Below are 26,098 nucleotides of genomic sequence, written 5' to 3'. Positions count from 1 at the left end.
GACTTACTCGTAAATTCCAATATAACTAGCTTGCTCTTTAAATGCTGCTATTTGAATCGAATACTTATTTTCAGGGATATCGATGTCGGGATTCCCCTTAAATACTGCGTTCATTTGTACTGGTGTATCTAAAATAAACTTTAAATCATCGACTTTTGCATTATCTCCGAGGACCAGTTGAATTTTGCTGTAGTCCTCATAGAAGTATTCTTGTAGAAGCGGGATAATCGCGTTCTTAAAAATATTCTCTAGGTTTTCAATCGTCGGTTCACTTTTTAATCCCATGAAATAAGCATGGCCAATTGTATGTTCACGATCGTACAGCACTTCTATTCGTTTGTTAATGGTGTCGACCATCTTTTGAATATTGATATTACCGACTTTAATTTCTTTTAGAAGTTGCACATCTGGCATCATTTCGATAAAACGGAAACGTCTTCTTAATGCCGTATCCATCATCGCAATCGAGCGATCAGCCGTGTTCATTGTCCCTAATAAATAGACATTTTGTGGCACGCCGAATTCTTCTTTAGAATATGGCAAACGAACTTTCATTGACTCTGGAGCACCAAGGCGTTTCGTTGGTTCAATTAACGTAATGAGTTCACCTAAAATTTTCGAGATATTACCTCGATTGATTTCGTCGATGATAAAGACATAGTTCTTATGGTTTTCTTCCACTGTGATTTGTTCATCTTGAGAATGCTTTAAAATGAGCTGGTTAACACTATCAATGGACATTCTTTTCAATTCATATACAGTTCGTTGCGTTAAATTTTTCTTGCCGTTTAAATCATACACATCTACTTGAATATTTTTAGCAATCCATTTTACAGAACGACTGCGTTTGTAGCGTTCTTCATCACCTAACCACTCGGGTTCACCCGTAATAATGCCAATTGCATCGACATGCTTTTGGTCACCCAATGAAAAAACAACGTCCCCAATACTCATGTCATCGTAAAAACTATACAAAATATCTTCTACTGTACCAGCTGGGTATTCTTCACCTTGTGTTAAATCCTCACCAAATTCATCCCATCCAATGCGAATCCGATTATTTTCGAAACAATCCTCTTTTACATCATTCATACCACTTCCACCTAGTGAAACTTTCCACACACGTGCATCAATCCCTAACGCCTCGTTACCATTTGTAACTTTAAGCTGCTGAGCATTCTCACAAAAATCCTTAAAAATGCCCGGTTCGATCTTGTACTGAAGTTGTTCGTCTTGATCTTCATCTAAAGCAGGTTTGATTCCCTCAATAAATTCCTCATAACCAAATGATTGATGGAATGTAGTGAAATTAATTTGTCCTGATTTTTTATAATCGTTATAACGCTTTAAAATAGCTTGATAATCTTCTTTTAATAACGATTCGATGGAGCTATTTTCGATAATCGCTACAGCATAAATTACCGTTTTATACGTTTTCCCTGTACCTGGCGGACCGTATAAAATCATATTTTTATCGAACATTGTAAACTCCTCCTTATCAGGTAGATTACTTTCAACTTTGCCTATGACTAAATTGTAGTATGCTATTAAATTTCCAAAAGCACCATCTAATTTTTGATAGATCATCTCATTAGTTAACGACTGCGATTGAATTTGTTCATCCGTCAAATGATAGACGATTTGCACCTTTTTATACTCGCCATCTTGAATTTTCTTTTGGATTTCAGGTGCTGGTTCATATGAAACTTCAGAATTCCAACCTCTATTAGCCTTTATGTAGTAACAGTACTGTTCGTCTTGAATTAATGGCTTATTTAACATCTTATGATGTCGATCGAAGTCCGATTGCTCTGCCCTCTTTTCATCTAATTCAATAGAAATTCTAAATTGTACATCTTCATCATTTTTCTCTACAAAAATTGAAATACTCGTTAAGACATCCTTATATTCTTCATATTTCAACTGATTCCATAAATATCTTCGAACAACATCATTTCCACCAGTAAGCCATTTCGATTTATTTTTATTTTTAACTCCATACTTAGCGGCAAAACTATCTGCCAATTTATTCAACTCATTGACTGCAGCGCTCCCGCTTTCTCTTATGGCTAAATATTTCTGTTTTTCCTTTTCTTCTAATTGATGAGGGCCTTTATAAGCATGATTTGCATAAGTATATAAATGCGTTATTATTTTTTTGAAATCAATTTCCGGGACAAATGTATCCGACTCTTTATTATCAAAGAAGGCACGGTAGTCAGTTTCAACAAAATCAACTAACTGGTCGACTGTGATTTGTTCACCACTTGATAATGTCAATGAATCTTGAACATTTAAATCGGGTCTTTCTTTCTCTCCATTAAACTCGCCAGGATAGCATAGCCTTCTGTTTTTCTCATTTATTTGTCTAAAAAAGTTATTTGTTTTATTTACGTGATCCCCATTAAAATGCTGAGAAATTCTAGCATTCTCCACATTACTATCTGTTAAACTTTGCGCTCTATTTTTAATATCTGTTTGCACAAGGGCTATATCTGCCATCGATTTTACTTGATTCTTATTAAATCGTTCATAAGTCATCATTGCTGCGGCTAACCAAACTGCTTGATTTACGGTTAAATTCACATTAAGCACCTACTTTAATTCATTATTTTTTACTCATTAAATTAAATTTTGGTAATGCCCCTCCATATACTCCAACTGCTTTTCAGTTAACTCAACACGTAACCCATCATTTACATTCATAAATATTCTAGCTGTCTCATCAAGCGTTTGTGATATCACAATCCTTCCCTGCATATCAAACGAAATTAACTGTTTATCAAACAAGGCATCATGATTCGGACATAGTATTAATCCGTTATTCACATCAAGTCGTTCTTCATTTGTAGAAGCGCTCCACGGTTTAATATGACTCGCAATTAAAATACGTCGATCTATTACACCGCATAGTGCACATTTACATTCACGTTGGATCAGTAACTTTTTAAATTTCCCTTGGCCAATTCGCGCTTTGATTAGACGTTCTTTTTCAGTTTGTGGTATAGGTAAATTTTCAACTTGCTGAATTTCCTCAAATTCTTCTTGCAACTCCTGTTTATCATGCGTTGCTGATGGTAGTTTCGTAAACTTCGCATCGCTATCCTTTAAACGTAGCGGAAAAACCCAAACGAGGCGCTGTCTGCCATCTTGATCATTTTGCTGATCCTGATATGGCTCCCCCGCGAGCTCCACTTGCCCTCGATATGTATATTCTCTTGGCTTCATCACCTCAAAGAAATGAATATCCACGCCATTACGATCTGATTCAGCTAACGTTAAATTCTGACCAGCCATTTTTTGATCACCACTCTGTCCCATACCTGTGTAATGATAAATATCCCCAACAACCCGGTCATCATAAAGCTTCGTCTTATCTGAAATAAGCGTCAACGTATTAGTACGGTTCGACTTACGCATGCCTCCCTGCGGCGCACATAAAAAAACCTCACAAAGCTGCTGATTATTTACAACTTCATTTATTGTTAATGGACGTGTCATCTTCATAGAATAGCCTCCAAATTTATTTCAATCTTATTATTAAGTCTATTGTACTATAGTGTGAAATATTGGGCTATAATATAAAGGATAGCAAACATTTACATTCTAGCAGTATAGGCTTTCTGCCAAATAAATAATAGAGGTGATTTCTATGTGGCATGGTAGTATTCGTCAATTTTTGGACCTCGAACCTGAAGAATTACTAAATACACTATGTTCAGCAATCTATAAACAAACTTATGCAGAAGCACTGTTACGTCCACAAGAATCAAGCACCCTCCCACAAATCCGAGCCTGGCAAAATTCCATTCAAGATTTAAAGCAACAATTACTGCCGTTTCAAGATGTAAATGGCTATGTCATTTTTGAATATGAGATCCCTCGCAGCGGTGGTCGTCGTCCCGATGTTCTAATGCTACTTCCTGGTGAATTACTTGTATTAGAATTTAAAGGCTATGATGCAATTAGTGATGCTGAAAAACATCAAGCTTCTCTTTATGTACGTGATTTAACTGAATATCACTCTGCGGTTCAAGGTTATGACTTGAATGTTCGTGGCTCGATTATTTATTCAACAAATGCTACTGCTGATATAAAACCGGACTTTGATTATCAAATTTATTTAGTACCCAATAATAGATTATCAACGATGATTCAGAAATTTAATCGTGACGGAATTTGTGTTACACCGGAAGAGTTTTTACAAGGGGTTTATCAACCATTACCATCAATCATTGAATCCGCACGGCATATTTTTCACAATAAGCCACTTGAAGAAATTCGTAATATTAAAAGCAGCAATTTTGATGAGGTTATTCATAGCGTCCACGCCATTATCCAGCAAGCACAACAAACGAATTCACATCATTTAGTATTAATTTCCGGTGTACCTGGTGCTGGAAAAACGTTTGTCGGCCTAACGCTTGCCTATGAATCACCAAGCGCTGTTTATTTATCAGGAAACGGTCCTTTAGTTGATGTATTGCAAGACGCACTACAAACCACAACCTTTGTACAAGCTTTGCGCAATTATAAAGGTGATTTTAAAAACGACTTGCCGTTAAATGAACACGTCTTAATTTTCGATGAGGCCCAAAGAGCTTGGGACGCTGTAAAAATGAAAGGTCCATATAGCGAGCCGGATGTAATGATTCAAATTGCGAAACAAAAATCTTGGTCTGTAGTAATTGGTTTAATCGGTGAGGGGCAGGAGATTCATACCGGTGAAGAGCAAGGCATTCGTTTATGGAATGATGCGATTTCAGGACAAGATTTTACTGTCCACGCCAAACACAATCCGGAAGCTTTTCCTAATGCAATGCACTATTACGAAAATGCCCATTTATATTTGAGTACCTCACTACGTACCCATAACGCTTTACAGTATTTCAATTGGGTAGAATCATTTTTAGCGGGAGATCAAGTGACTTACCGCGCGATTGAACACCAACTTCAAAAAGAGCGATTTATTCTAAAACGCATGACTTCGCTGAATGAAGCAAAGCGCTATGTAAGAGAAGTGTATCAAGACTCCAATAAAACATACGGACTTGTGACCTCTTCAAAAAATCGTACAGTACAGCAAATTCCCTTTTCGCAACCGCGCGATCAAATCAAGCCGCATGTTGCTTATTACAATGATCCGAGCTCACTGTACTACTGTAAAAACTTACAATATGCGGTGACTGAATTCCACTCGCAAGGTTTAGAGTTAGATATGGCCATTGTCGTCTGGGGTGATGATTTAACATGGGGACAAAACGGCTGGCAATTTAATCAATACGCTCTGAATCATCAAGCTGAAAACCCCATTCAAATGAAGCTCAATGCTTACCGCGTACTGCTAACGCGTGGGCGTGATGGGGTTATTATTGTCAAATCTTAAGGCCTTGATATTTCCGACCTACACATCGCGATCAATGAAATGTCTGTTTATCATACGAGGACACTCAAAATCATCTTCAGATGAAATTAAATACTCAGTGTATTACTGTCTAGGCGGCGTAATGGGCAATTATATGTATGTTCCGCTACACATTAAAGCTGCTATTCAGTTTTAATTAGGTATTGGGGTTGTTGCGCTTCTAAAGTCTACTTTATGTTAACCATTCGTATTTACTAACAAAATAAATATATATTATTAACTTGAGAAAGCCCTAAGATTATTGATGATCTTAGGGCTTTCTCTTTTCACATAAAACATATTATGGAGGAATTCAAATGAGATCATATGAATCACAAACGCACAAGCAATTAGAACTAATAAGAGAGATCAGTACGGAAAAACAAACAAAAACACTTCCTGCAAAGCGTGTGAATATTGTACAAGTAAAATTAGTAAGAGAAAAATCATTACTCTACAAAGATCGCAAAATCCGTTCTCCGCGTGATGCGTATGAGCTAATACGAGAGTTTTTAGGAGATGTAGATCGAGAACACTTCATCGTTCTTTGTCTAGACATAAAGAATCAACCTACATGTATTCAAGTAGTTCATATTGGAAATCTTAACTCAAGTATCGTTCACCCTAGGGAAGTGCTGAAATCAGCTATTCTAAGTAATGCAGCCTCAATAATTGTCGCGCACAACCATCCTAGCAATGTCTCTGATCCCAGCCCCGAAGATATAGAAGTTACCAAACGATTAACTCAAGCTGGAGAAATTTTAGGAGTTGAACTACTTGATCATCTTATACTTTGTACTGATTCATTTCATTCGTTAAAAGAATCTGGATATCTGTAGGATAATAATACTTGCAAAGTTCACTTAAACTTAAACATAGAGAACAATAGGGGATGTTGTAGCCACTGCCAAAAAAGACAGTCATTAATATTGCTAGGTGACTGTCTTTTTTTGCTATAACAATTGATTAATTTGAACGTAGTGAGGTTGTTATAATATCTAAGACCCCATATATACCCTCAACTTCATCTACCACACCACCTTTATATTACATCCGCCCAATGTTGTAGTAGCCATTTTCTAATGGATACGAATATACTCCCACGTGTGATAAGTGTCAAAGCCTAATTTCCTCTGCTTAATATCCTCCTACACTAACAAACTGACCGTAATTCTCCCAGACCAAATCCTCAAACATGTCTGCCCTAAAAATTCACTAATATAAAATCCGGGAATTTCTTCAAGTCTACCATTCGTAACATCTACTACCCAGGAGTTTATATCTTCGTCATCAAACACTTCTGATTCGCTTTCATGTATTTTTTAATTTAAAGTAAAATATTTCAATTATATATCATAGTAATGAAGCTATGCATGATAGCGGTCCCCTACATTTGTGTCAGGATAATCATTCAGGGTGAAACAAGGTGAACAATAACGTAACAAAACGAAAGGAAGTGTTGCACTATGTTTCACGATTTTGATGACATTTTAACTATAGATGAACTGGCCGAATTATTAAAGATTGGGAAAAATACTGCCTATCGACTAATCAACACCGGTCAAATTAAGTCGATTAGGATTGGTCGGACTCATCGGATTCCGAAGAAGAGCGTGATTGAGTACATTATTTCCAAAAATCGCTAAGCTGTTCTCCTTATTAATTAATGGATTTCTTGCACTATAAAAGCTTTTATACGCATAACCATAAGCTCCGAATAAAGCTCTCTCTAATAGTTCGTCATCTGCTAAAATTCCGTGTATCTATATTTCATAATTACTAACAAACTCCACGGTATAAACCAATTGTTCCGTTCTTTTGCAAATAAATGAAGGAATTCATGTAGAGCACTTTGATGAAGAAACGGATATCTACGCACAACACTCTACGTCTGGTTTCAACTCGACTTCCTGTCATCATATTTCGCATATATTTTAATGAAGCCTGGCGATAACAGCTTTTCTCCCAAACTAATGGATTAAATAGACGGGCTGATGATCCAATTCAAATGAAATTGAATGCTTATCGCGTCCTTTTAACTAGCGATCGTGATGGAGTTATTATAGTTAAGCAATGCCTAAGTCGCTAATCTAAAAACTTCAATTATATATTATTAACATGACTAAGACCTAGTATCCCTTACTGATACCAGGTCCCGTTTCCATATTATAGGAAGAAAATAAAATGAAGCAATACCAGTCAAATTCAACAAAGTTCAAGAACAACTTTAGTTTCACTAAATAAATTTTAAATTTACAAAATTTTTCGTATATAATAGAAAGTATAAAAAACTAAATAGAAGGATATTTCTAAGGGGTGACAGGATGGGTCAAAATTTTAATATATTTGGTCAGAATCTAGCTTTTGAAGATAAAGAATTTTTGGCATTTGAAATTAAAAGTCATTTTCGGTCGTTAGGAAAAAAATATAGTCAAGCTTTCTATGAGCAGTACAAACAGTGGAATTCGGCAGAGAACGTCGTGAAAAAAGGCGAAGACACAGTATTTTCATACGCTGAAGAAGTAGCTGGGGAAGCAGTGAAAATATTTTTAAATTTAGACATTTATTCAATCAGTAAAACCGTATTGTTAAATGAGCATATGGATCTTTCTAACTTTTATGAGGCTTCTGATAGATTTAACCAGGCATTACGAAGTATTTCACGAAGTACTGCAGAAGCCGCTAGGTATCGAGAATCACGGAAAAATAGTCGTGGTCGTTTAGTTGGAGGTGGATTTGGTCTTGGAGGTGCAGCAAAAGGAATTGCTACTGCTGGTGCAGTAAATATGGCTACAGGAATTCTACACAGTTCAGTTAATGTATTTGGTAATATAATGTCTTCGATTGATGAAGGAGACAAAGTTAACAATCTTTATGCCGATTTCAGATATGCTTTTGATTTTACAAAAGCTATTTCATTGGATTTTGATTTATTTGGATTAAAAGTGATTGAGCTAATTAATCGTTCAACTAATCTTAATTTAAGAGTAGCGCTCACCGAGGATCAATTGAATACGTATACAAGCTACTTTGAAAATATAGAACTTATTTCAGAAAAAGAAAAGAGAACACAAATTGCAATCAAATTAATTCATATGAATCCAGAAGACTTTACTATGTATAAAAAACTAATTTCCTTGTTTGGAGATAAAAATGGCGAATTGACAAGGTTAGCCAATGTATTTGGTATTCCTTTAGAATCATGTATTGAATCCTATGTTAAAGAAACGATTGAAGGCTTTAAATCAAACAAAGAGGCAGATATTATTGAATACGAAGCGACTGTGACAAGAACTTTGAGTGACTTTCAACTTAATGATTCTTTCAAAATAGAGATGCGAAAGATAGCAGCAGGAATCATTGAGGAACTAAGGTGTGAGGATTATACATATGTCCTACGTAAACATTATCAAAATTTAGAGATTGACCAATCGATGACAATCAATAATGCAATAACTGTGATTTTGCAAAAGTACACGCCTGAATTACTTAAACAACTTGCAACTACTACCTTAAATAAGTCTATGTACAATAAATATTTGAAGAAATTTTCAAGTTCTATTACGGATAATGAATATCCATTGTTACTCATTTCTGATAAATTTCAATTTAATATCACCCTAGTGACAACACAAAATATTTACTGTAAAGATAAAAATTCAAGTTTTTTCGGCATTAAAAATAATCAAATCTCGCAGATTGATCTGTTTGCCGTACGATCTGGCGATTTTAAAATTAATGATAAAGACTTTTATTTTGATATGATACCAGAGGTTTTATCAAAAGATGTTCAACTCTTGATAAACGATATTCTCGGAACAATTCGTTTTGGAAATTTACCTATTGAACATCATCAAAGCCAAGAAGTAATCTTAGGTCAAATTCCGCCAAAAGGTCCTACGAAAGCTACTTCGGAGAAAGACTATAAAAAGATGATTTTTGATTTCTTACAAGCGCATGATTTTACTGGTCTATTTTCTAATGCAGATTTATCAAATCCTAAAGTTGCGAAACGCTTTAAAAATGCTTACGAAAAATATGCGTATGTTACACCAAATGAGGAGGCTTTGCTTCTTTATGATACAACGATAATGGGAAGCGGAAAAACTGGATTTGTATTGACTAATACAAGAATCCATATTAAAACTGCTTACCAAAAACCAATATGTATTGAACTCTCAAATATCAACTTCGTAAATGTAAAAAAAGATTCGATTTTTGTCAACGGTGAAGAAATCTCAATGATTGGTAGAAAAGATGTTATTAGCTCTTTCGTTGATATTCTATCGAATTTCAAGTGATCTAGAAAAGAGAGAATTGTATTTCAACTCTATAAGAATCACTAAAAGTGATCAAAATTCAATCCCAATCAATAGTTGAATTAATCACCTCCTGGGATTATAGCTATTAGAATCACCGTCCCTATGAAGCACAAAATGAAAGCATATGGTATTACAAACAAGTAAAATATTATTGAACCATTTAGTGCTGGTTTTGACATTCTATCGTAGTTTCACTATAAGTAGTGAGACATGGTAGCTACTTACGCAAGATATAGATCCCCTTGTTAAGGCAAACTTGTTGGCTCAGTGATCATGCCGTATCCAAGTTCCAACATTTCGTACTTATCATTCTACTGATTACGGCCACGTGAATGCACCACTTGTGACATAGTTTTTTACCATTGAGTGCCATGAAACTTACCACACAATGCCCAGGTATGTTGTTCCAATACGTGCTCACGCATACCGACTGGGGATAAAGCATCGTTTCAGTACGACCGCAAAGCATAATGTGAGAGATGACAGAGCCCCTACAGGCATGAGTTTCAAGCTAGGAAAACCCTGTGACACTTACTGGCTTCTCCCGCCAAGGATATCATTCACTGGTACATTTATTTGTTGCCACTCGGTCGTACATAACATATCAAGGGTGATACATTCCATTAGCTGTAATATAAATTTGACACCTACGCTTGGATGAATAGTAAAAGCCCTAACATCTGTAATAAAGATGTTAGGGCTTTTACTAGAATATCTTTCAATTAAAACGGTTCACATTGGAAGCCTAGACTCTAGCATCGTCCACCCACATCAAATACCAATGCTAACTTTACTTATTAATGCCTCTGTAATAATCATCGTAAATAACCGCCCAAGTAGCTTCTTCCACCAAGTCTAATAGACCTACTTCATCATTTAATCATTTCCGCTGATCCTCTCTTATCATTCGTTTATTCAATTTGTAAATTGCTTTATATGTATAATAGTAAACCTCATAATACATTCTTTCTTCAAGCTTTTCATTTGATAAATCCGTTAAATGTACTTTTTCAGAAACTCCTTTTAAATACTCTTGATAAGGTTCTTCATTCAAAAACAATTTATATACAATATAATCACTCCTAATTCCCTCTGGTATGGCTTTATACTTTTCATCTTCATTAAACGTATTGCTTATCTTCTCCTTAAAACTACCCATACAATTCGCGAATAATTCATTAAAATATACAACAAATTTTTCAGAAGAAAAGTCATCGTCATTAATATGCTTTTTCATAATATTATTTTTCAATAGAATTCCATCAACTTTGGAAATATTTACAACACTATTACAAAAATCCTCTTTCGCTACATACTTTATTTTACTAGATAGATTTTCATATGCCTCATAAGGATGTGTTTTAAAGAACTTCAGGGTTAAAGAATTTTTAAAAATTGCATTGCTCATGCTTTGTAAATCATGCAAATTAGTTAATGTATTAAATACATAAAAGTTCAATGAACTATTTTCCGTAGAAGTCAGTATCATAATAAATTCATCAAACAGTACTTGACTATTTATTACTTTTTCATCTTCTTCCTTAGGATAAATATCCTCTAACGCTTTCAATTTTAGGCCTGTTTCGTTATTTAACAACTTCAGCATGTTGTTCTTAGATAATATATTAAGATTCATCAAAACGTATGCAGCTACAGGCATCAATACTTTTGGGACCTGTAAATGCACATAATCATAATATAAATCTATCTTTTCAAGAATCTTGTCCTTTTTGCAATCTTTAAATTCATAAAACTTCTCCAGCATTTTAATTACTTCTTTTCTAAAATCGGGAAATTCATAAAACAGATCCTTCTGTACCGCTTTATACTTTTCTCTCTTTCTTATAGGCAATGAATTGATTAACGCAACTATATCAAGAAGTGATTTAGCAGTTTGTGACACGATGACATCTGTTTGAAGTTTGTTCAAAAATTCAGTATATTCCCCTTCACTCCCTCCACATAAATCTTCTTTAATTAAATCCTTTAAGTTTTCATCTATAACTTCCAATTGCCATTTGCTATCTATAAATTCCCATGAAAAGTAATTTACATCTGATTCAAGTTCACTTTTTTGATTTTCATATTCATATTCATCACTTGTATCTACTTCATATATTCTTTCTCTCATTAGAGAAGTTAAATGGAATTCAATACGATCTTCCAATTTAGCAACAACCTTATCACTAATTAACTCCGCTAACTTTTCTAAGTCTTCACTTTTTAGATCAGCCATTGACATATCTCCTTTATAGTTCACCCTGTTCAACCTGTTCATCCTAGTTTTCTTATTAAGAAAGAAAATACTTCATCATGTTAATTATAATGAATAAACATCAAATAGCATCAAATCTTTTCAAATGAACAAGTTGAACGCATTGAACGCATTGAACCCTTTTGAAAATAGATCATATACCAATCGAAAAGTCAATGCCACCCAACTTAGAAAGCACTTTCTTATTTCTAAGTTGGGTGCTATTACTTCTAATGGCGATTACGAATACAATTTGAACTGTTAGCAGAAAAAATTAATTCAGAGGAGTGCTTTTAATGAGCAAGAATAAGCAAAGCGAAATGGAAAAAAAACTAAAAAAGATTTTAAATTTAAGCCAAAAAAACTCACAAGGTGTAAGCTCAATTGCTTTCAATAACGAGGATGTAATTGCTTATGGCCTAGGATCTAATCCAATCAAACCTACTACGGCAATTTATTACAGTAATCTAGACGGTTCACCAGAATTAAGAGGACACATCAACAAATCTTCCATTGTTCACAACAATAAAAGTGAATCTACTATTTTTGCAATTGATAATCGAGATACAAGTAAATCCACATTATATGTATCAAATAAAAATAAAGTAGGAAAAATAAATCAAAAAACTAATCTATCCAAAGAAGATCTTGTAATACTTTATTGGGAATACGGTCCATATACTTTTTTCATCTTCAGTACTAAAGATCCGTTTTCAAAAGATACAATCGTCGAGTGTATTTTCAGTGACCAACCTGCAACGCAAAAAGCATGTCGGTACCTATTCCTTGGCTTATTACCTTCACAAAAAGCTGGTCTCTTAATAGAAAAGTTTCAATCTTCATTAATTGAACCACAGTTAGAGGTCGAAAACGATGACCAAAATTAAAGTTACGTTCCCACCAACAAATATTCGTACCGGATTCGATATCATAAATCAAAGCAGCGATTCAGTATTCGAACGGTTAGATTTCAATGCACGTAAACGAGATATCCTTAATATAAATGAGGATTTTGAGTGCCTAGATGTACAAGACATAAAAGTTGCTTCCCGGAAGAAAGAAAAACCGGGACCAATTTTCAATAATGATTTAGCATCAATTGTTATGAATAATAACATTTTCATAACTGTAGAGGATGTTTTATACCATTGGCACGAAGAAAGGGGCTATTATATCGGTGTAACTCCAGAATATGCGGACAAATTCATTCGACAGAATATTCCTGACAAATACAAAAGTAAAATCTCCAGTAATAGCATTAAAGAAATTATCCAATGGATTAAATCGGATAGAAATATTGCAGCTACTGACAACTTGATTGAAAAGAAACTGCATTTAGTAGCCTTCTCTAACGGTATATTCGATACAAAAAAGAATCACCTTTTTCCCCACGACCCTTCTTACTTTTTCACATCTGTCATTAATGCAAATTATCGAGAAGGACAAAGTAAAGGCGGATCAAATTTCGAAAACTTTATGTCTGATATTACAAATAACAATCAATATTTGTATTCACGTATACAAGAGTTATTTGGGTACATCATTTCGGAAGTAAGAACAGTTAAGTACATTCCCTATTTATTAGGTCCAAAAGATACGGGAAAATCAATCATACTAAAAACTCTAGAACATCTGGTTGGTAAAGATTCATTTATTAATTTAAGTTTTGAGCAATTGAATAAACCTGAATATCTAGCTCAACTATTAGGAAAACGTTTAAATACGTGTGGAGAAACTTCAGAGTTTCGATTAAACAAACTAGATGTCTTTAAAAAGTTATCTGGAGGCGACTACGTAACCGCTCGACCAATTTATGGTCAACCTATAAATTTCATAAATAGTGCAGTCCTACTGTTCGCGGGTAATCACTTACCTACCATAAATGGTGTAGATAAATCGAACGCCTTTAGCCAACGCATTGTTATCTTCCCGTTTAATAATCAAATTCCGAAATCCAAACAAGATACCCAGCTTTTTGAGAAGCTTTTAAAAGAAATGGATTATATTGCGAAATGGGCAATTGAAGGACAAAAACGTTGGAAAGAAAAAAACTATCAATTCACAAACTGTAAAGAGATCTTGGAAATCACAGAAGCCTATTATGAACAAAATAACTCCATCGATAGTTTTATTACATCTTATTGTGATATGCACCATAGTTCCCAAATTTATAACACTACGTTTGAAGAAGCATACAATCAATACTGTTTTGACATCGGGGTTATTCCAGAGTCAAAGCAAGCAATTCATAAGTATCTAAAATCTCTCTCGAACTTATCTTATAGTAGATTCAGAGATGGTAATGGAAATAATAAATATGGGTATAAAGGTATTCAATTAAAATGATAAAGCTACATTGGAGGAACTTACTATGCAAAAGTCCATTGAATTTCCAAAAGGGTTAGAAAACCGATTAATTGAGATGATTATTACTTGTACAACGCAAGCATTAAAATCCCAACAATCCGTATTGAAGGAGTGGTTCAGTTTGTCAGAGGCGGCTCAATATGCTGGAGTTTCACATAATACTTTTGTGAAGTTTCGTCAAATGGGACTTAAAATCTGCGAAATTGACGGTATCAAACGTGTCTCCCGGAAAGAAATCGATCGTTTTTTTGAAGATTATAGCTTCTAACGACTCCCGGAGAGGATATTCCCATAGTGAAGTTATATATTATATCTATGAGGATTAATCCTCTCCTTTTATATCTTGCCCCCGCAACTGATACAGGAGGAATTATCATGGTAAAGAAAAAAGTATCACCCATCAAAAGCTACAATCTCAAAAACGGTGATTTACGATACAAGTTTCCCGCCTATTTAGGTGTTGATCCGCTTACTGGTAAACAGAAGCGCACACTGAAACGTGGCTTTAAAACACGTAAGGAGGCGGAATTAGCATTAGCTCGTATTAAACTAGCTGTTGCAAACGGTACGTACAAACAAGAACGTGCTGAAACGTATCAAGAAGTTTATGAACTATGGGTAATACAATATGAAAAGACGGTTGAGGAAAGCACATTTGTAAAAACTACAGGGCTCTTCAAAAATCACATTCTGCCTGCGATGGGTGCTTATAAAATCGAAAAAATACATGTCGATATATGTCAGAAGCATGTGGATGAGTGGGCCGCGAAGTTAAAGAATTTCCGCATGGTAAAAGCGTATGCTGCGAAGGTGTTGGACTTTGCGATTAAGCGTAGCTATATCCAAACTAATCCGTTTGCACACGTAGATATGCCCGCCGCCACCACTAAGAAGGCTATTGTAAATGATGAAGATGAAGCGGAGAACTTCTACACTCGTGAGCAGCTTATTGAGTTCCTATCATGTTTAGAACAAGAAAGTAACCACAAAGCATACGCCCTATTCCGATTACTAGCTTTCAGTGGTATGCGTAAGGGTGAAGCATTAGCTCTTACGTGGAATGACCTGAACTTCACAACAAACCAGTTACGCATTAATAAGGCCCTTTCACGGGGTAAAGATAACAAGCTATATGTGAAATCTACGAAAACAGGTGTTGCTCGTACAATCAAAATGGACGACAAGACAATGGCTGTTTTAAAAGTGTGGAAGAAAAAGCAGAAGCAAGATTATTTAATACTGGGCTTCAATACGTTACAACCAAAGCAACTTGTATTCAGCAACGAGCACAACGAATACATGCAGCCTACAAAAACTCGTAAGTGGATCTTGCACTTACAGAATAAATATAAGCTAGGCACAATCACAACACATGGTTTACGTCATACACATTGTTCATTGTTATTTGAGGCTGGCGCAAGCATTAAAGAGGTACAGGATCGTTTAGGACATACTGACGTACAAACGACAATGAACATCTACGCACACGTTACGAAGGAAGCAAAAGAAGAAGCAATATTGAAGTTCGCCAACTATATTGAGAAGTAGATAAATGACTACGTTCTGAATACGGTTTTGAATACGGTTGAATACGTTTCAACGAAATCTAATGAACTAAGGCAAAAGAAAAAACCCTTGATATACAAGGGTTTTGACGTTCATTGATACTCAATGAAATTGTAATATGGAGACGGCGGGAGTCGAACCCGCGTCCAGAGGCTCTAACACTTAAGCATCTACGCGTGTAGATTGTCTATTTGGATTCGCGTGGCATTATGCCGGCAATCAGGGCGTCATGTACGCTATCTTGGAAGTCTCTTCCGACTGCCTCAAGAGGCAACAGCCGTCGTATCCCACTAAAGGTTGAGCCCTACAAATGCCACATGGGCGATGGAAATGTAAGGCAGATTCAACAGCTTACGCTGCGAATGCTAGGTTGTTGTTAGTTTTGCCTGTTATTATAAGGTGCCGTTTCTGACGGAGCCGAGCCCTCCGACGCGCAACTCAAGCTAAGACGACCCCTGTCGAATCCGTAACGTCCCCAAAGGGATGTCAGGAGAACCTATTTAAAGGCTTCTGAACTACTTGAACATTAATTAGTATACCACATTTCCATCAAAACTTCAATATTTCTGTCTATCTCTAAGTGCACGATCGATTTCACGCTTCGCATCTTTTTTCTTCAGATCTTGGCGTTTGTCGTAATCTTTCTTACCTTTACCAACACCAATTAACACTTTTGCAAAGCCGTCTTTTAAATACATCTTAATCGGTACAATCGCAGATCCCTGTTCTTTCGTTTGTCCAATCAATTTGCTAATCTGTTTTTTATGAAGAAGTAACTTTCTAGAACGCACCGGATCATGATTGAACTGATTCCCATGGTCATATGGGCTAATGTGCATATTGGTAATCCACGCTTCGTTATTGCGGATTCTTATAAACGCATCACGCAGTTGAACTTTACTAGTACGGATTGCTTTGATTTCAGTACCTTGTAGAACAATACCTGCCTCAATTGTTTCTTCGATTGCAAAATCATGATTCGCCTTTTTATTAACGGCGACTACCTTCCCCTGGCCTTTCGCCATTTCTTTCACCCCTTAATCAATTACGCCCCGGCGTAATTGCATCCAAATTTTGAATAGCGCTTATGCCTGCTGGACGCAGGTAAGCAACCTTTCAAAGTTTGTGACAATACAGCCGGAAGCAAAACTGCGGAGCGGCCTAGACCGCTCCTTCTTTACTTTTTCTTTTTAGGCTTAGGTTTAGTACCCGCTTTTTTCGCTGCGCCTTCATAGAACTTTTTCTTTTTACTATATGTGCCTGTTTTCTTTTTATCTTTTGATTTATCTCCGGATTTATTATCGCCATCCTTTTTCTTTGCATGGATGACTTTCGGAGTTTCTTTACGTGTACGACGGAAGTCTTGTTTCATGCCAACGATTTCAAAATCGATTGTCGATTCTTCAGGCTTCACAGCAATCACTTTCACGGTTACTTCGTCGCCGAGTCTGTATTGTTTGCCAGAACGTTCACCAATCATCATCATTTGTCTGTCGTCAAATCGATAATAATCATCTGTCATATGACTAACGTGAACAAGACCTTCGATTGTGTTTTCCAGTTCGACAAACAAACCAAAGTTTGTAACCGATGAAATAACGCCTTCGAATTCTTCGCCAATTTTGTCGAGCATAAATTGAGCTTTTTTCAGTGACTCTGTATCACGTTCTGCTTCAACTGCACGACGTTCCCGTTCAGATGTATGCTCTGCAATATCAGCTAATATCGCACTCCAATGCGCAAGTGTCTGTGTCGACATGTCTTTTTCAATTAGATATGTCCGGATCAAACGGTGGACAATCAAATCTGGGAAGCGGCGGATTGGTGCCGTGAAATGAGTATAGAATTCTGTGGATAAACCAAAGTGACCCAGACTTTGATCTAAATACTTCGCCTGTTGCATTGAACGCAGGAGCATTGTCGAAATAACTGTTTCTTCAGGTAGTCCCTCAATTGATTCAACGATTTCCTGCAACGCTTTTGGATGGACCTTATTACCCGTTCCTTTTACAACAACACCAAAGTTCGTTAGAAATTCGAAGAAACGTTGTAATTTCTCAGCTTTCGGATCTTCGTGAATTCGGTAAATGAACGGTACTTTAAGCCAGTGGAAATGTTCCGCGATTGTTTCGTTCGCAGCAAGCATGAATTCTTCTATCAGGCGTTCTGATACAGTACGCTCCATAATGACAACATCCGTTGGCCATCCTTTTTCATCAACAAGGATTTTCGATTCCTTGAAATTGAAATCAATGGCTCCACGATCTTCTCTCTTCTGTTTCAAAATAGCCGCGAGGTCTGCCATATGGTTAATCATAGGAACAACATGTGCATATTTCTCTGAAAGTTCTTCATCTTTTTCTTCGATGATTTTATAAACTTCATTATAAGTCATACGTTCTTTCGAGCGAATAACACTCTCAAATATTTCGTGCTCGACGACTTTCCCGTTGCGATCTATCGTCATTGTGCAAGATAACGTAAGCCTATCGACACCTGGATTCAATGAACAGATTCCGTTCGATAATCTATGCGGTAACATTGGGATAACTCTATCCGTCAAGTACACACTTGTTCCACGGTCATAAGCGTCATCACCCATTGCAGAATTCTCCGTCACATAATAACTGACATCCGAAATATGAACAGATAATATATAGCTACCATTGTCGTTTTTCACAACTGAAATGGCATCGTCAAGGTCTTTGGCATCCGCGCCATCAATTGTAATCGAAAGTTCTTCACGGAGATCACGACGTTTGAACAAATCTTCTTCCTGAACTTCTTCAGGTATTTTATTTGCCTGGTCTAGTACTGCTTGCGGAAAGTCAACTTCAATTCCATGCTTATGAATAATAGACAAGATGTCCACGCCAGGATCATTTCTGTGACCAAGGATTTGTGTCACCATACCTGTTGCTGATTTCCCGTCTACAGGCCAGTCTGTTATTTCAACAACGACTTTGTGACCGTCAACCGCATCAAGTGAATCTCCTTTACCGATGAAAACGTCCATTGGTAATTTTTTATCATCAGGAACAACGAAACCGAAGCCTTTATTGTTCTGGTACATGCCCACTACCTTTGTTGTTTTGCGTTCCACGACACGTGTAATTGCCCCTTCACGTCTACCGCCTGATGTGGCATTAACGACACGTATGAGGACAGTATCTCCATTCATCGCGCCATTTACTTCATGTGGTGGTATGAATACATCATCCATTCCTTCTACATCCGGTGCCACAAAACCAAATCCTTTTGCATGCCCGATGAATTTTCCACGAAGGAGATTCATGCCTTCTGGCACGCCATAACGGTTCGATTTCGAGCGAATAATTTGCCCTTTTTGTTCAAGGTCAACAAGCATTTTCACTAGTTCCTTAAACTCCGCCGCCTGTTCAAATCCCAATACTTCCTGAATTTCCTGTACGGTTAGCGGCTTATACGATTCTTCTTTCATTAGAGACAGCAATTTTTGCTGTATGTCTTGTTCTAAGCTATCCAATTGCATCACTCCTTATAAGTCTATAGTATGGTCATTGGTCTTATCTTTCACTCATTCCAGTCCAATGTTTCCAAGAATTTCAAAATATCTTCATGAAGTTTCACTTTTTCGGGTCCGAGTGTAATGACATGTCCCGATTGTTCATACCATTTAATATTTTTTATGTCTGATTCGGTATTGTCATAAATAATGTTTGCGGAATCGGTATCGATAACATCATCGTTTGTGGCCTGCACAACAAGTAGCGGTGCATAAATGTGATCTATATGATCTCGTACATCATAGACAAGTGCACGAAGTTCTTCGAGAGAAGGCATATTTTGCGCACGTAATGCCTCTATATCTCTTTCGATGTCTTCTTCGGCTTTCCCTTCAAACTTCTTATACTCCCGTGCATATTTAAGGACACCTTCATACATAATGTCAGTTGTTCTCATCGACATCGGCGCGCACATTGTAACAATACCCTTCACTGGCTTGTTATACCCTAATTTGAGCGAAAATACGCCTCCTAATGACAATCCGGCAACTGCAATCTCATCATATCCAGCTTCCTTTAATTGATTATAACCCGTAAGAACATCTTCCCACCACTCTTCGGGACCTGTGTGGATCAATTCTTCTGGGGGAACACCGTGGCCTTTGTAATGGGGTGCAAGCGAGGTGTAGCCTTCCTTTTCAAGAAACCGTCCCAACATCCGTACGTCCGCTGAGGTACCTGTAAATCCATGTAGCAGTAAAACTGCACGCTTCCCTCTTTCGAAAAAGAATGGTTTCGGTTGTGCAATTCTCATTTAGATCATCCTTTCTAAGAAAAGTGCAAGGCGCCGTTCAGCTCCGACAGGCATAAGACGGGCGGGCTAAGCGGCGTTCTTTGCCGAATAGTCTGACTGACTTATGTCCCGAGGAGTTGGCGCCTGGAGCTAGACACTAAGAAAAGTGCAAGGCGCCTTGGTAGACCCGAAAAGCGCTGGAGGGCCTTAAGATAATGGCCCTCTTTGCCTTTAACTTAAGGACTGAAGCGACTCGAGGGGCTAGGCGCCTGGAGTCTGGACACTAAGAAAAGTGCAAGGCGCCCAAAAGGATAGCAGCTTAAGTACGCCACTTCCTGTGGCAACAGCTGCATGACCTACATCCTGTAGGCCCGCGACAGGCATAAGTCGATCCAGCGACGTGGCGCTCTTTGCCACATAGCTGGATTGCTTATGACCAAGCGGCTGGCGCCTGGAGTCTAGACACTAAGAAAAGCGTAAGGCGCCGTTCAGCTCCGACAGGCATAAGACGGGCGGGCTAAGCGGCGTTCTTTGCCGAATAGCCTGACTGACTTATGTCCCGAGGAGTTGGCGCCTGGAGTCTAGACAACGACCCCAGTAGAAAACTTATACTTCCCTACTTTTAATAAAAAACGCCCGACCAGTCGGAAGGTCAGGCGATAATGGTCTATTTAAGATTATACTTTCATAATGACGATTGCCAATACGATAAACAAAACGGCAAGTACAACAGTGACCCGTTGAAGTACGAGGTCAAGTCCACGTGCTTTTTGTTTTCCGAAAAGTTGTTCGGCTCCGCCAGAGATGGCTCCTGATAGACCTGCGCTTTTCCCAGATTGCAATAATACGACTACGATCAATGATAGTGCTACGATTACGAGCAGTGTCATCAGCAAAGTATGCATTTTGTTCCACCTCCCGATTCGAACTTCACAACAGTTCTATTTTACCAAAAACAGACTGGTGTTACAACCTATTGTTCTAATTTTAAGACAGAAGTTCTCATAGTCACTCAGTGAGTTTCCACTCAATCTATTAAAAACCAAAGAAAAACCCGCCGAAGCGGGTTTTTAGCAATAATTATTTCTTCAAGTTATAAAACGTTTTAACACCAAGATACTCAGCAGTATCATCTAGCTGATCTTCAATACGAAGCAATTGGTTGTATTTCGCAACGCGGTCCGTACGAGATGGTGCACCCGTTTTGATTTGTCCAGCGTTTGTTGCAACTGCGATATCAGCAATTGTCGTATCTTCTGATTCACCTGAACGGTGGGAAATAACTGCCGTATAGCCAGCGCGCTTCGCCATTTCAATCGCATCAAACGTTTCCGTCAATGTACCGATTTGGTTCACTTTGATAAGGATTGAGTTACCAATACCCTCTTCAATTCCTCGTGCCAGTTTTTCTGTGTTCGTTACGAACAAGTCATCTCCGACAAGTTGAATTTTTTTGCCTAAGCGGTCCGTCAATAGTTTATGACCCGCCCAGTCATTTTCATCCAAACCATCTTCGATAGAGATGATTGGATACTTACTGCAAAGCTCTTCATACCAATCAACCATTTCTGCCGATGTTTTTACGATACCTTCGCCAGCAAGATTGTACGTACCATCTTCTTTATTGAAAAACTCAGATGCTGCAACGTCCATTGCAAGGAGAACTTCCTCGCCTGGTTTGTAGCCTGCTTTTTCGATTGCTTCAAGGATAATAGACAAAGCTTCTTCATTGGAAGATAAGTTCGGAGCGAATCCGCCTTCATCACCCACTGATGTATTCAAGCCTTTTGCCTGTAGAACAGTTTTAAGGGTATGGAAAATTTCCGCGCCCATACGAAGACCTTCGTGGAATGAAGTAGCGCCGACTGGCATTACCATAAACTCTTGAATATCCACGTTGTTATCCGCATGCTCGCCACCGTTTAGAATGTTCATCATTGGCACTGGCAATTGTTTTGCGTTAATGCCGCCTAGATATTGATAAAGGGGAATATCAAGATAATCAGAAGCAGCATGTGCGACAGCTATCGATACGCCAAGAATTGCATTTGCGCCCAATTTACCTTTGTTGGCAGTACCATCAATTTCAATCAACGCTTTGTCAATCGTCACTTGATCAAGAACTGAAAAAGCATCTTCCAATTCCGCCGAAATAACTTCATTAACATGGTCAACCGCTTGAAGAACACCCTTGCCCAAGTAGCGATCCGGATCACCGTCACGTAGTTCTACTGCTTCATATTCGCCTGTTGAAGCGCCAGATGGAACGATTGCCCGACCAAATGCACCGCTTTCCGTAAATACTTCAACCTCTACTGTTGGATTTCCACGTGAATCAAGTACTTCTCTCGCTTGGATAAGTGTAATGATTGGCATGTCATTCTCCCCTTTTTAAAATAATGGTGTGCCGGTCATTTCTACCGGTTGTTCTACTTGTAACAATTTTAGCATTGTTGGTGCCAAGTCTGCGAGTTTACCGCCTTCGCGCAAACTAATTCCCGCCTTTGTAACGATAACCGGAACCGGATTCGTTGTGTGCGCCGTCATCGGAGCCCCGTCTTGCGTAGTTACTTCATCAGCATTTCCATGATCAGCCGTTACGATTGCCGTACCGCCTTTAGCATGGATTGCGTCGATAATTTTGCCAAGGCATATATCAACCGTTTCAATCGCTTTGATGGTTGGTTCCAGCATTCCACTATGCCCGACCATGTCGGGATTTGCGAAATTGAGAATAATTGCATCAAAACGATTCGCCTCAATTCCTTCAATAAGCGATTCCGTCACTTGGTAAGCACTCATCTCCGGTTGCAAGTCATACGTTGCAACTTTCGGTGAAGCTATCAAGATTCGTTCTTCACCTATGAACTTGTCTTCTCGTCCGCCACTCATGAAAAAAGTGACATGTGGAAACTTCTCGGTTTCTGCAATGCGCAGTTGTGTCAAACCGTTGCGGGCGATAACTTCTCCAAGAGTGTTTTCCAAGTTGTCACTACTATAAGCGACATCTGCAACAATGTCGTCACTATAATGTGTGAACGTCACAAACTTCAAATCTTTATATCTTTTCGTTCCTGTTTCAAATTCATCAAAAGTAGAATCTGTTAAGGCGCGTGAAAGCTGAATGGCACGGTCCGGACGGAAATTAAAGAATACAACCGCATCCCCATCTTCAACCGTCGCAACCGGTTTACCAAGTTCTTCAATAAGGAAAGGTACAACGAATTCATCATGAACGCCTTGCTTATACGACGCTAGTACGCCTGCAGTCGGCGTAGCTGCCGTTAAAGCAGCGCCTTCAACAATTGCACGGTAGACCTTTTCCAAACGCTCCCAGCGCTTATCACGATCCATCGCATAATACCGTCCTGAAATACTTGCAAACTTGCCAACACCCAACTCTTGCATGAATGTTTCAGTCTTTTCAATGTAATCAAGAGAAGATTGTGGGCTCACATCACGACCATCCAGGAAGGCATGGACAAATACTTTATCAAGTCCATTCAACTTCGCTAGGCGAAGAAGCGCGAATAGATGCTCATAATGGCTATGTACACCACCGTCGGATAGTAACCCCATCAGATGGAGTGCTGAGCCGTTTTCCTTCGCGTGTGTAACTGCTCTCAAAAGCGTTTCGTTATCGAAAAAGTCAGCTTCCCTGATTGACTTATTAATACGAGTCAAACTTTGATAGACGACGCGACCAGCTCCAATATTCAGATGCCCTACTTCAGAGTTACCCATCTGTCCTTCAGGAAGACCTACCGCCTCCCCACAAGCTGTCAGCGTTGAATGAGGGAAGTTGTTCCATAATAGATCGTAATTCGGCTTGTTCGCCTGTGCAACTGCATTTCCTAGCTTGTCATCACGAAGGCCAAAGCCATCCAAAATGATAAGCGCTACCGGACTTTTACTCATGTGCTCCAGCCTCTAGCAATTTCAAGAATGATGCAGGATCCAAACTTGCGCCGCCGACAAGTGCGCCATCGATATGTTCCATTGTGAGAAGTTCTTCAATATTGTCCGGTTTAACGCTACCGCCATATTGAATACGAATTTTGTCTGCAACTGTTTCATTATATAATTCGCCGATTGTCGTACGGATTGCTCCACATACTTCATTGGCATCTTGTGCAGTTGCTGTTTTACCTGTACCGATAGCCCAGATTGGCTCATAAGCTATGACTGCTTGTGCCGCTAAATCAGCGCTGACGCCTTCGAATGCTTTTTTCACTTGTCCTGCTACTAATTCAACTGTTTGTCCACTTTCCCGATCTTCAAGTGATTCTCCCACACAGACGATTGGCGTAAGCTTGTAGTCAAATGCAGCATGGACTTTCTTGTTGACGGATTCATCTGTTTCGTTGAAGTATTGACGACGCTCAGAATGACCCAGGACAACATAGCCAACGCCGATTTCTGACAGCATCGCTGGACTGATTTCGCCCGTGAAAGCACCTTCTTTTACGTCATGCATCGTTTGTGCACCAATACCTACCGCTGAACCTTTTGTAATTTGTACAAGTTCTGAAAGGTATAAAGCGGGTGGACAGATAACCGCTTCCAATTTTTCTGAAGCTGCTGCTTTTTCTTGCACTTCTATCGCGAAACTTTTCGCTTCTTCAAGAGACTTGTACATTTTCCAGTTACCCGCAATTATTCGTTTTCGCAAAATGTTTCCCCCCGATCATTTATCGTTCAGTGCAGTGAGGCCCGGTAGGTCTTTTCCCTCCATGAATTCAAGAGAAGCGCCTCCACCAGTTGAAATGTGATCCATTTTATCTCCTACGCCGAACTTTTCGACAGCAGCGGCTGAATCGCCCCCACCAATAACTGTATATGCTTTTGTTTCAGCCATCGCTTTTGCAACTCGTTGTGTGCCACCCGCGAACGGCTCCATTTCAAACACACCCATAGGCCCGTTCCAAATGATCAAGTTCGACTCTTTAATAACGTCCGCGTAAAGTTCAGCTGTTTTTGGTCCAATATCCAGACCCATCCATCCTTCTGGTATGGAATCGATATTCACGTTTTTTGTCTTTGCATCTTTTGAAAACGCATCTGCTATGACAACGTCGATTGGTAAGTATAAATTAACGCCTTTTTCTTTGGCTTTTTGAATAAATGAGTTCGCCAGGTCGATTTTATCTTCCTCAAGGAGCGAATCTCCTATTTCATGGCCTTGTGCTTTTGCAAATGTATATGATAATCCGCCGCCGATAATCAAGTTATCCACTTTGTCTAATAGATGATCGATGACGCCAATTTTGTCTTTCACTTTAGCTCCGCCAATAATTGCTGTGAACGGACGGTCAGGCTCTGATAATGCCTTACTGAGAATATCCAATTCTTTTTCAAGAAGGAGGCCAGATACAGCCGGAATATGTTGCGCTATGCCCGCAGTAGAAGCATGTGCACGGTGTGCAGCACCGAATGCATCATTGACGAAAACATCAGCGAGTTCCGCAAATTGCTTCGCTAGTCCTGCATCATTCTTTTCTTCTCCAGCATGGAACCTAACATTTTCAAGCAGAATGATATCGCCATTTTTCATTGTCGAAATGGTTTCTTCCACTTCTTTCCCAATGGATGAATCGAGCTTTGTTACCGGCTTGCCAATCAATTCCGCAAGTTTTTCGCCTGCAGCAGTAAGCCGCATGTCTTCATTCACTTCGCCTTTTGGACGTCCTAAATGACTCGCGAGAATAACTTTCGCACCCTGAGCTACCATATAATTGATGGTCGGAATTGCTGCACGGATCCTTGTATCATCCGTTACATTCCCATCTTCCATAGGTACATTGAAATCTACCCGGCAAAAAACACGTTTCCCTTCAAGCTGCATATCTTTCATCGTCTTTTTCGACACCATGAAAACGCCCACCTCCATTTATAATTTAGAAAAGT

General features: G+C 38.4%; 20 protein-coding genes and 1 other RNA gene. 9 read left to right on the top strand and 12 right to left on the bottom strand.

Annotated elements, in window-relative coordinates:
• Positions 1-3 precede the first annotated feature (3 nt).
• Positions 4-2,586 (bottom strand): McrB family protein, encoded by a 2,583-nt coding sequence (locus tag MKX62_RS12215; protein WP_340741526.1) that lies wholly within the window; start codon positions 2,584-2,586, stop codon positions 4-6.
• Between the two features lie 36 nt (positions 2,587-2,622).
• Complete coding sequence (locus MKX62_RS12210) at positions 2,623-3,507, bottom strand: HNH endonuclease (protein ID WP_340741525.1); 885 nt, start codon at positions 3,505-3,507, stop codon at positions 2,623-2,625.
• 145 nt (positions 3,508-3,652) lie between these two features.
• Here MKX62_RS12210 and MKX62_RS12205 point away from each other — a divergent pair, with 145 nt between their 5' ends.
• The 5 genes from MKX62_RS12205 to MKX62_RS24435 all read left to right on the top strand — a co-directional run bounded on the left by MKX62_RS12205 (position 3,653) and on the right by MKX62_RS24435 (position 10,585).
• A complete protein-coding gene (locus MKX62_RS12205) occupies positions 3,653-5,386 on the top strand; it encodes a DNA/RNA helicase domain-containing protein (protein ID WP_340741524.1) in 1,734 nt (577 codons plus the stop codon).
• Positions 5,387-5,721: 335 nt separating this feature from the next.
• Positions 5,722-6,243, top strand: coding sequence for a JAB domain-containing protein (locus MKX62_RS12200; protein ID WP_340741523.1), 522 nt, complete (start codon positions 5,722-5,724; stop codon positions 6,241-6,243).
• A gap of 627 nt (positions 6,244-6,870) precedes the next feature.
• On the top strand, positions 6,871-7,050 hold the full coding sequence (locus MKX62_RS12195) for a helix-turn-helix domain-containing protein (RefSeq protein WP_340741522.1): 180 nt from the start codon (positions 6,871-6,873) through the stop codon (positions 7,048-7,050).
• A 678-nt stretch (positions 7,051-7,728) separates the two neighbouring features.
• The gene (locus MKX62_RS12190; protein WP_340741521.1) at positions 7,729-9,705 is read left to right on the top strand and encodes a hypothetical protein; all 1,977 of its coding nucleotides are present in this window, start codon (positions 7,729-7,731) and stop codon (positions 9,703-9,705) included.
• 712 nt (positions 9,706-10,417) lie between these two features.
• Positions 10,418-10,585, top strand: coding sequence for a JAB domain-containing protein (locus tag MKX62_RS24435; protein WP_445683529.1), 168 nt, complete (start codon positions 10,418-10,420; stop codon positions 10,583-10,585).
• A gap of 21 nt (positions 10,586-10,606) precedes the next feature.
• Here the strand turns inward: MKX62_RS24435 and MKX62_RS12185 are convergent, their stop codons facing one another.
• Complete coding sequence (locus MKX62_RS12185; RefSeq protein ID WP_340741520.1) at positions 10,607-11,962, bottom strand: hypothetical protein; 1,356 nt, start codon at positions 11,960-11,962, stop codon at positions 10,607-10,609.
• 314 nt (positions 11,963-12,276) lie between these two features.
• Between MKX62_RS12185 and MKX62_RS12180 the strand changes: the two genes are divergently transcribed.
• The 4 genes from MKX62_RS12180 (at position 12,277) to MKX62_RS12165 (ending at position 15,895) form a co-directional block, all read left to right on the top strand.
• Positions 12,277-12,867 carry a hypothetical protein gene (locus tag MKX62_RS12180; protein WP_340741519.1) on the top strand — a complete coding sequence of 197 codons (591 nt, stop codon included), beginning with the start codon at positions 12,277-12,279 and terminating at the stop codon, positions 12,865-12,867.
• Positions 12,854-14,326 (top strand): DNA primase family protein, encoded by a 1,473-nt coding sequence (locus MKX62_RS12175; RefSeq protein WP_340741518.1) that lies wholly within the window; start codon positions 12,854-12,856, stop codon positions 14,324-14,326. Before MKX62_RS12180 ends, MKX62_RS12175 begins: the two co-directional genes overlap by 14 nt.
• A 25-nt stretch (positions 14,327-14,351) precedes the next feature.
• A complete protein-coding gene (locus tag MKX62_RS12170) occupies positions 14,352-14,615 on the top strand; it encodes a DNA-binding protein (RefSeq protein WP_340741517.1) in 264 nt (87 codons plus the stop codon).
• Between the two features lie 107 nt (positions 14,616-14,722).
• Entirely contained in the window at positions 14,723-15,895 is a 1,173-nt protein-coding gene (locus MKX62_RS12165; protein WP_340741516.1) for a site-specific integrase, read from the top strand.
• Between the two features lie 134 nt (positions 15,896-16,029).
• Here the strand turns inward: MKX62_RS12165 and ssrA are convergent.
• From ssrA to MKX62_RS12120, 9 genes are all read right to left on the bottom strand, one after another.
• Positions 16,030-16,390: a transfer-messenger RNA gene (ssrA, locus tag MKX62_RS12160) on the bottom strand.
• An 80-nt stretch (positions 16,391-16,470) separates the two neighbouring features.
• Complete coding sequence (smpB, locus tag MKX62_RS12155; RefSeq protein WP_067206031.1) at positions 16,471-16,938, bottom strand: SsrA-binding protein SmpB; 468 nt, start codon at positions 16,936-16,938, stop codon at positions 16,471-16,473.
• 152 nt (positions 16,939-17,090) lie between these two features.
• Positions 17,091-19,373, bottom strand: coding sequence for a ribonuclease R (rnr, locus tag MKX62_RS12150; RefSeq protein WP_231885816.1), 2,283 nt, complete (start codon positions 19,371-19,373; stop codon positions 17,091-17,093).
• Between the two features lie 92 nt (positions 19,374-19,465).
• A complete protein-coding gene (locus MKX62_RS12145) occupies positions 19,466-20,212 on the bottom strand; it encodes an alpha/beta hydrolase (RefSeq protein ID WP_340741515.1) in 747 nt (248 codons plus the stop codon).
• A gap of 656 nt (positions 20,213-20,868) precedes the next feature.
• A complete protein-coding gene (secG, locus tag MKX62_RS12140; RefSeq protein ID WP_067206024.1) occupies positions 20,869-21,096 on the bottom strand; it encodes a preprotein translocase subunit SecG in 228 nt (75 codons plus the stop codon).
• A 175-nt stretch (positions 21,097-21,271) separates the two neighbouring features.
• Positions 21,272-22,567: a phosphopyruvate hydratase gene (gene eno, locus MKX62_RS12135; protein WP_187046684.1), complete on the bottom strand. Its 1,296-nt coding sequence runs from the start codon at positions 22,565-22,567 to the stop codon at positions 21,272-21,274.
• Positions 22,568-22,582: 15 nt separating this feature from the next.
• On the bottom strand, positions 22,583-24,109 hold the full coding sequence (gene gpmI / locus MKX62_RS12130) for a 2,3-bisphosphoglycerate-independent phosphoglycerate mutase (RefSeq protein WP_067206019.1): 1,527 nt from the start codon (positions 24,107-24,109) through the stop codon (positions 22,583-22,585).
• Entirely contained in the window at positions 24,102-24,863 is a 762-nt protein-coding gene (tpiA, locus tag MKX62_RS12125; RefSeq protein ID WP_340741514.1) for a triose-phosphate isomerase, read from the bottom strand. The genes gpmI and tpiA overlap by 8 nt, the downstream gene beginning before the upstream one ends.
• A gap of 15 nt (positions 24,864-24,878) precedes the next feature.
• Entirely contained in the window at positions 24,879-26,060 is a 1,182-nt protein-coding gene (locus MKX62_RS12120) for a phosphoglycerate kinase (protein ID WP_340742577.1), read from the bottom strand.
• Positions 26,061-26,098 lie beyond the last annotated feature (38 nt).

It is taken from the genome of Sporosarcina sp. FSL K6-5500 (assembly GCF_038005665.1).
GTDB classification, from domain to species: Bacteria; Bacillota; Bacilli; order Bacillales_A; family Planococcaceae; genus Sporosarcina; species Sporosarcina psychrophila.
This window is presented reverse-complemented; position numbering and strand designations above follow the sequence as displayed.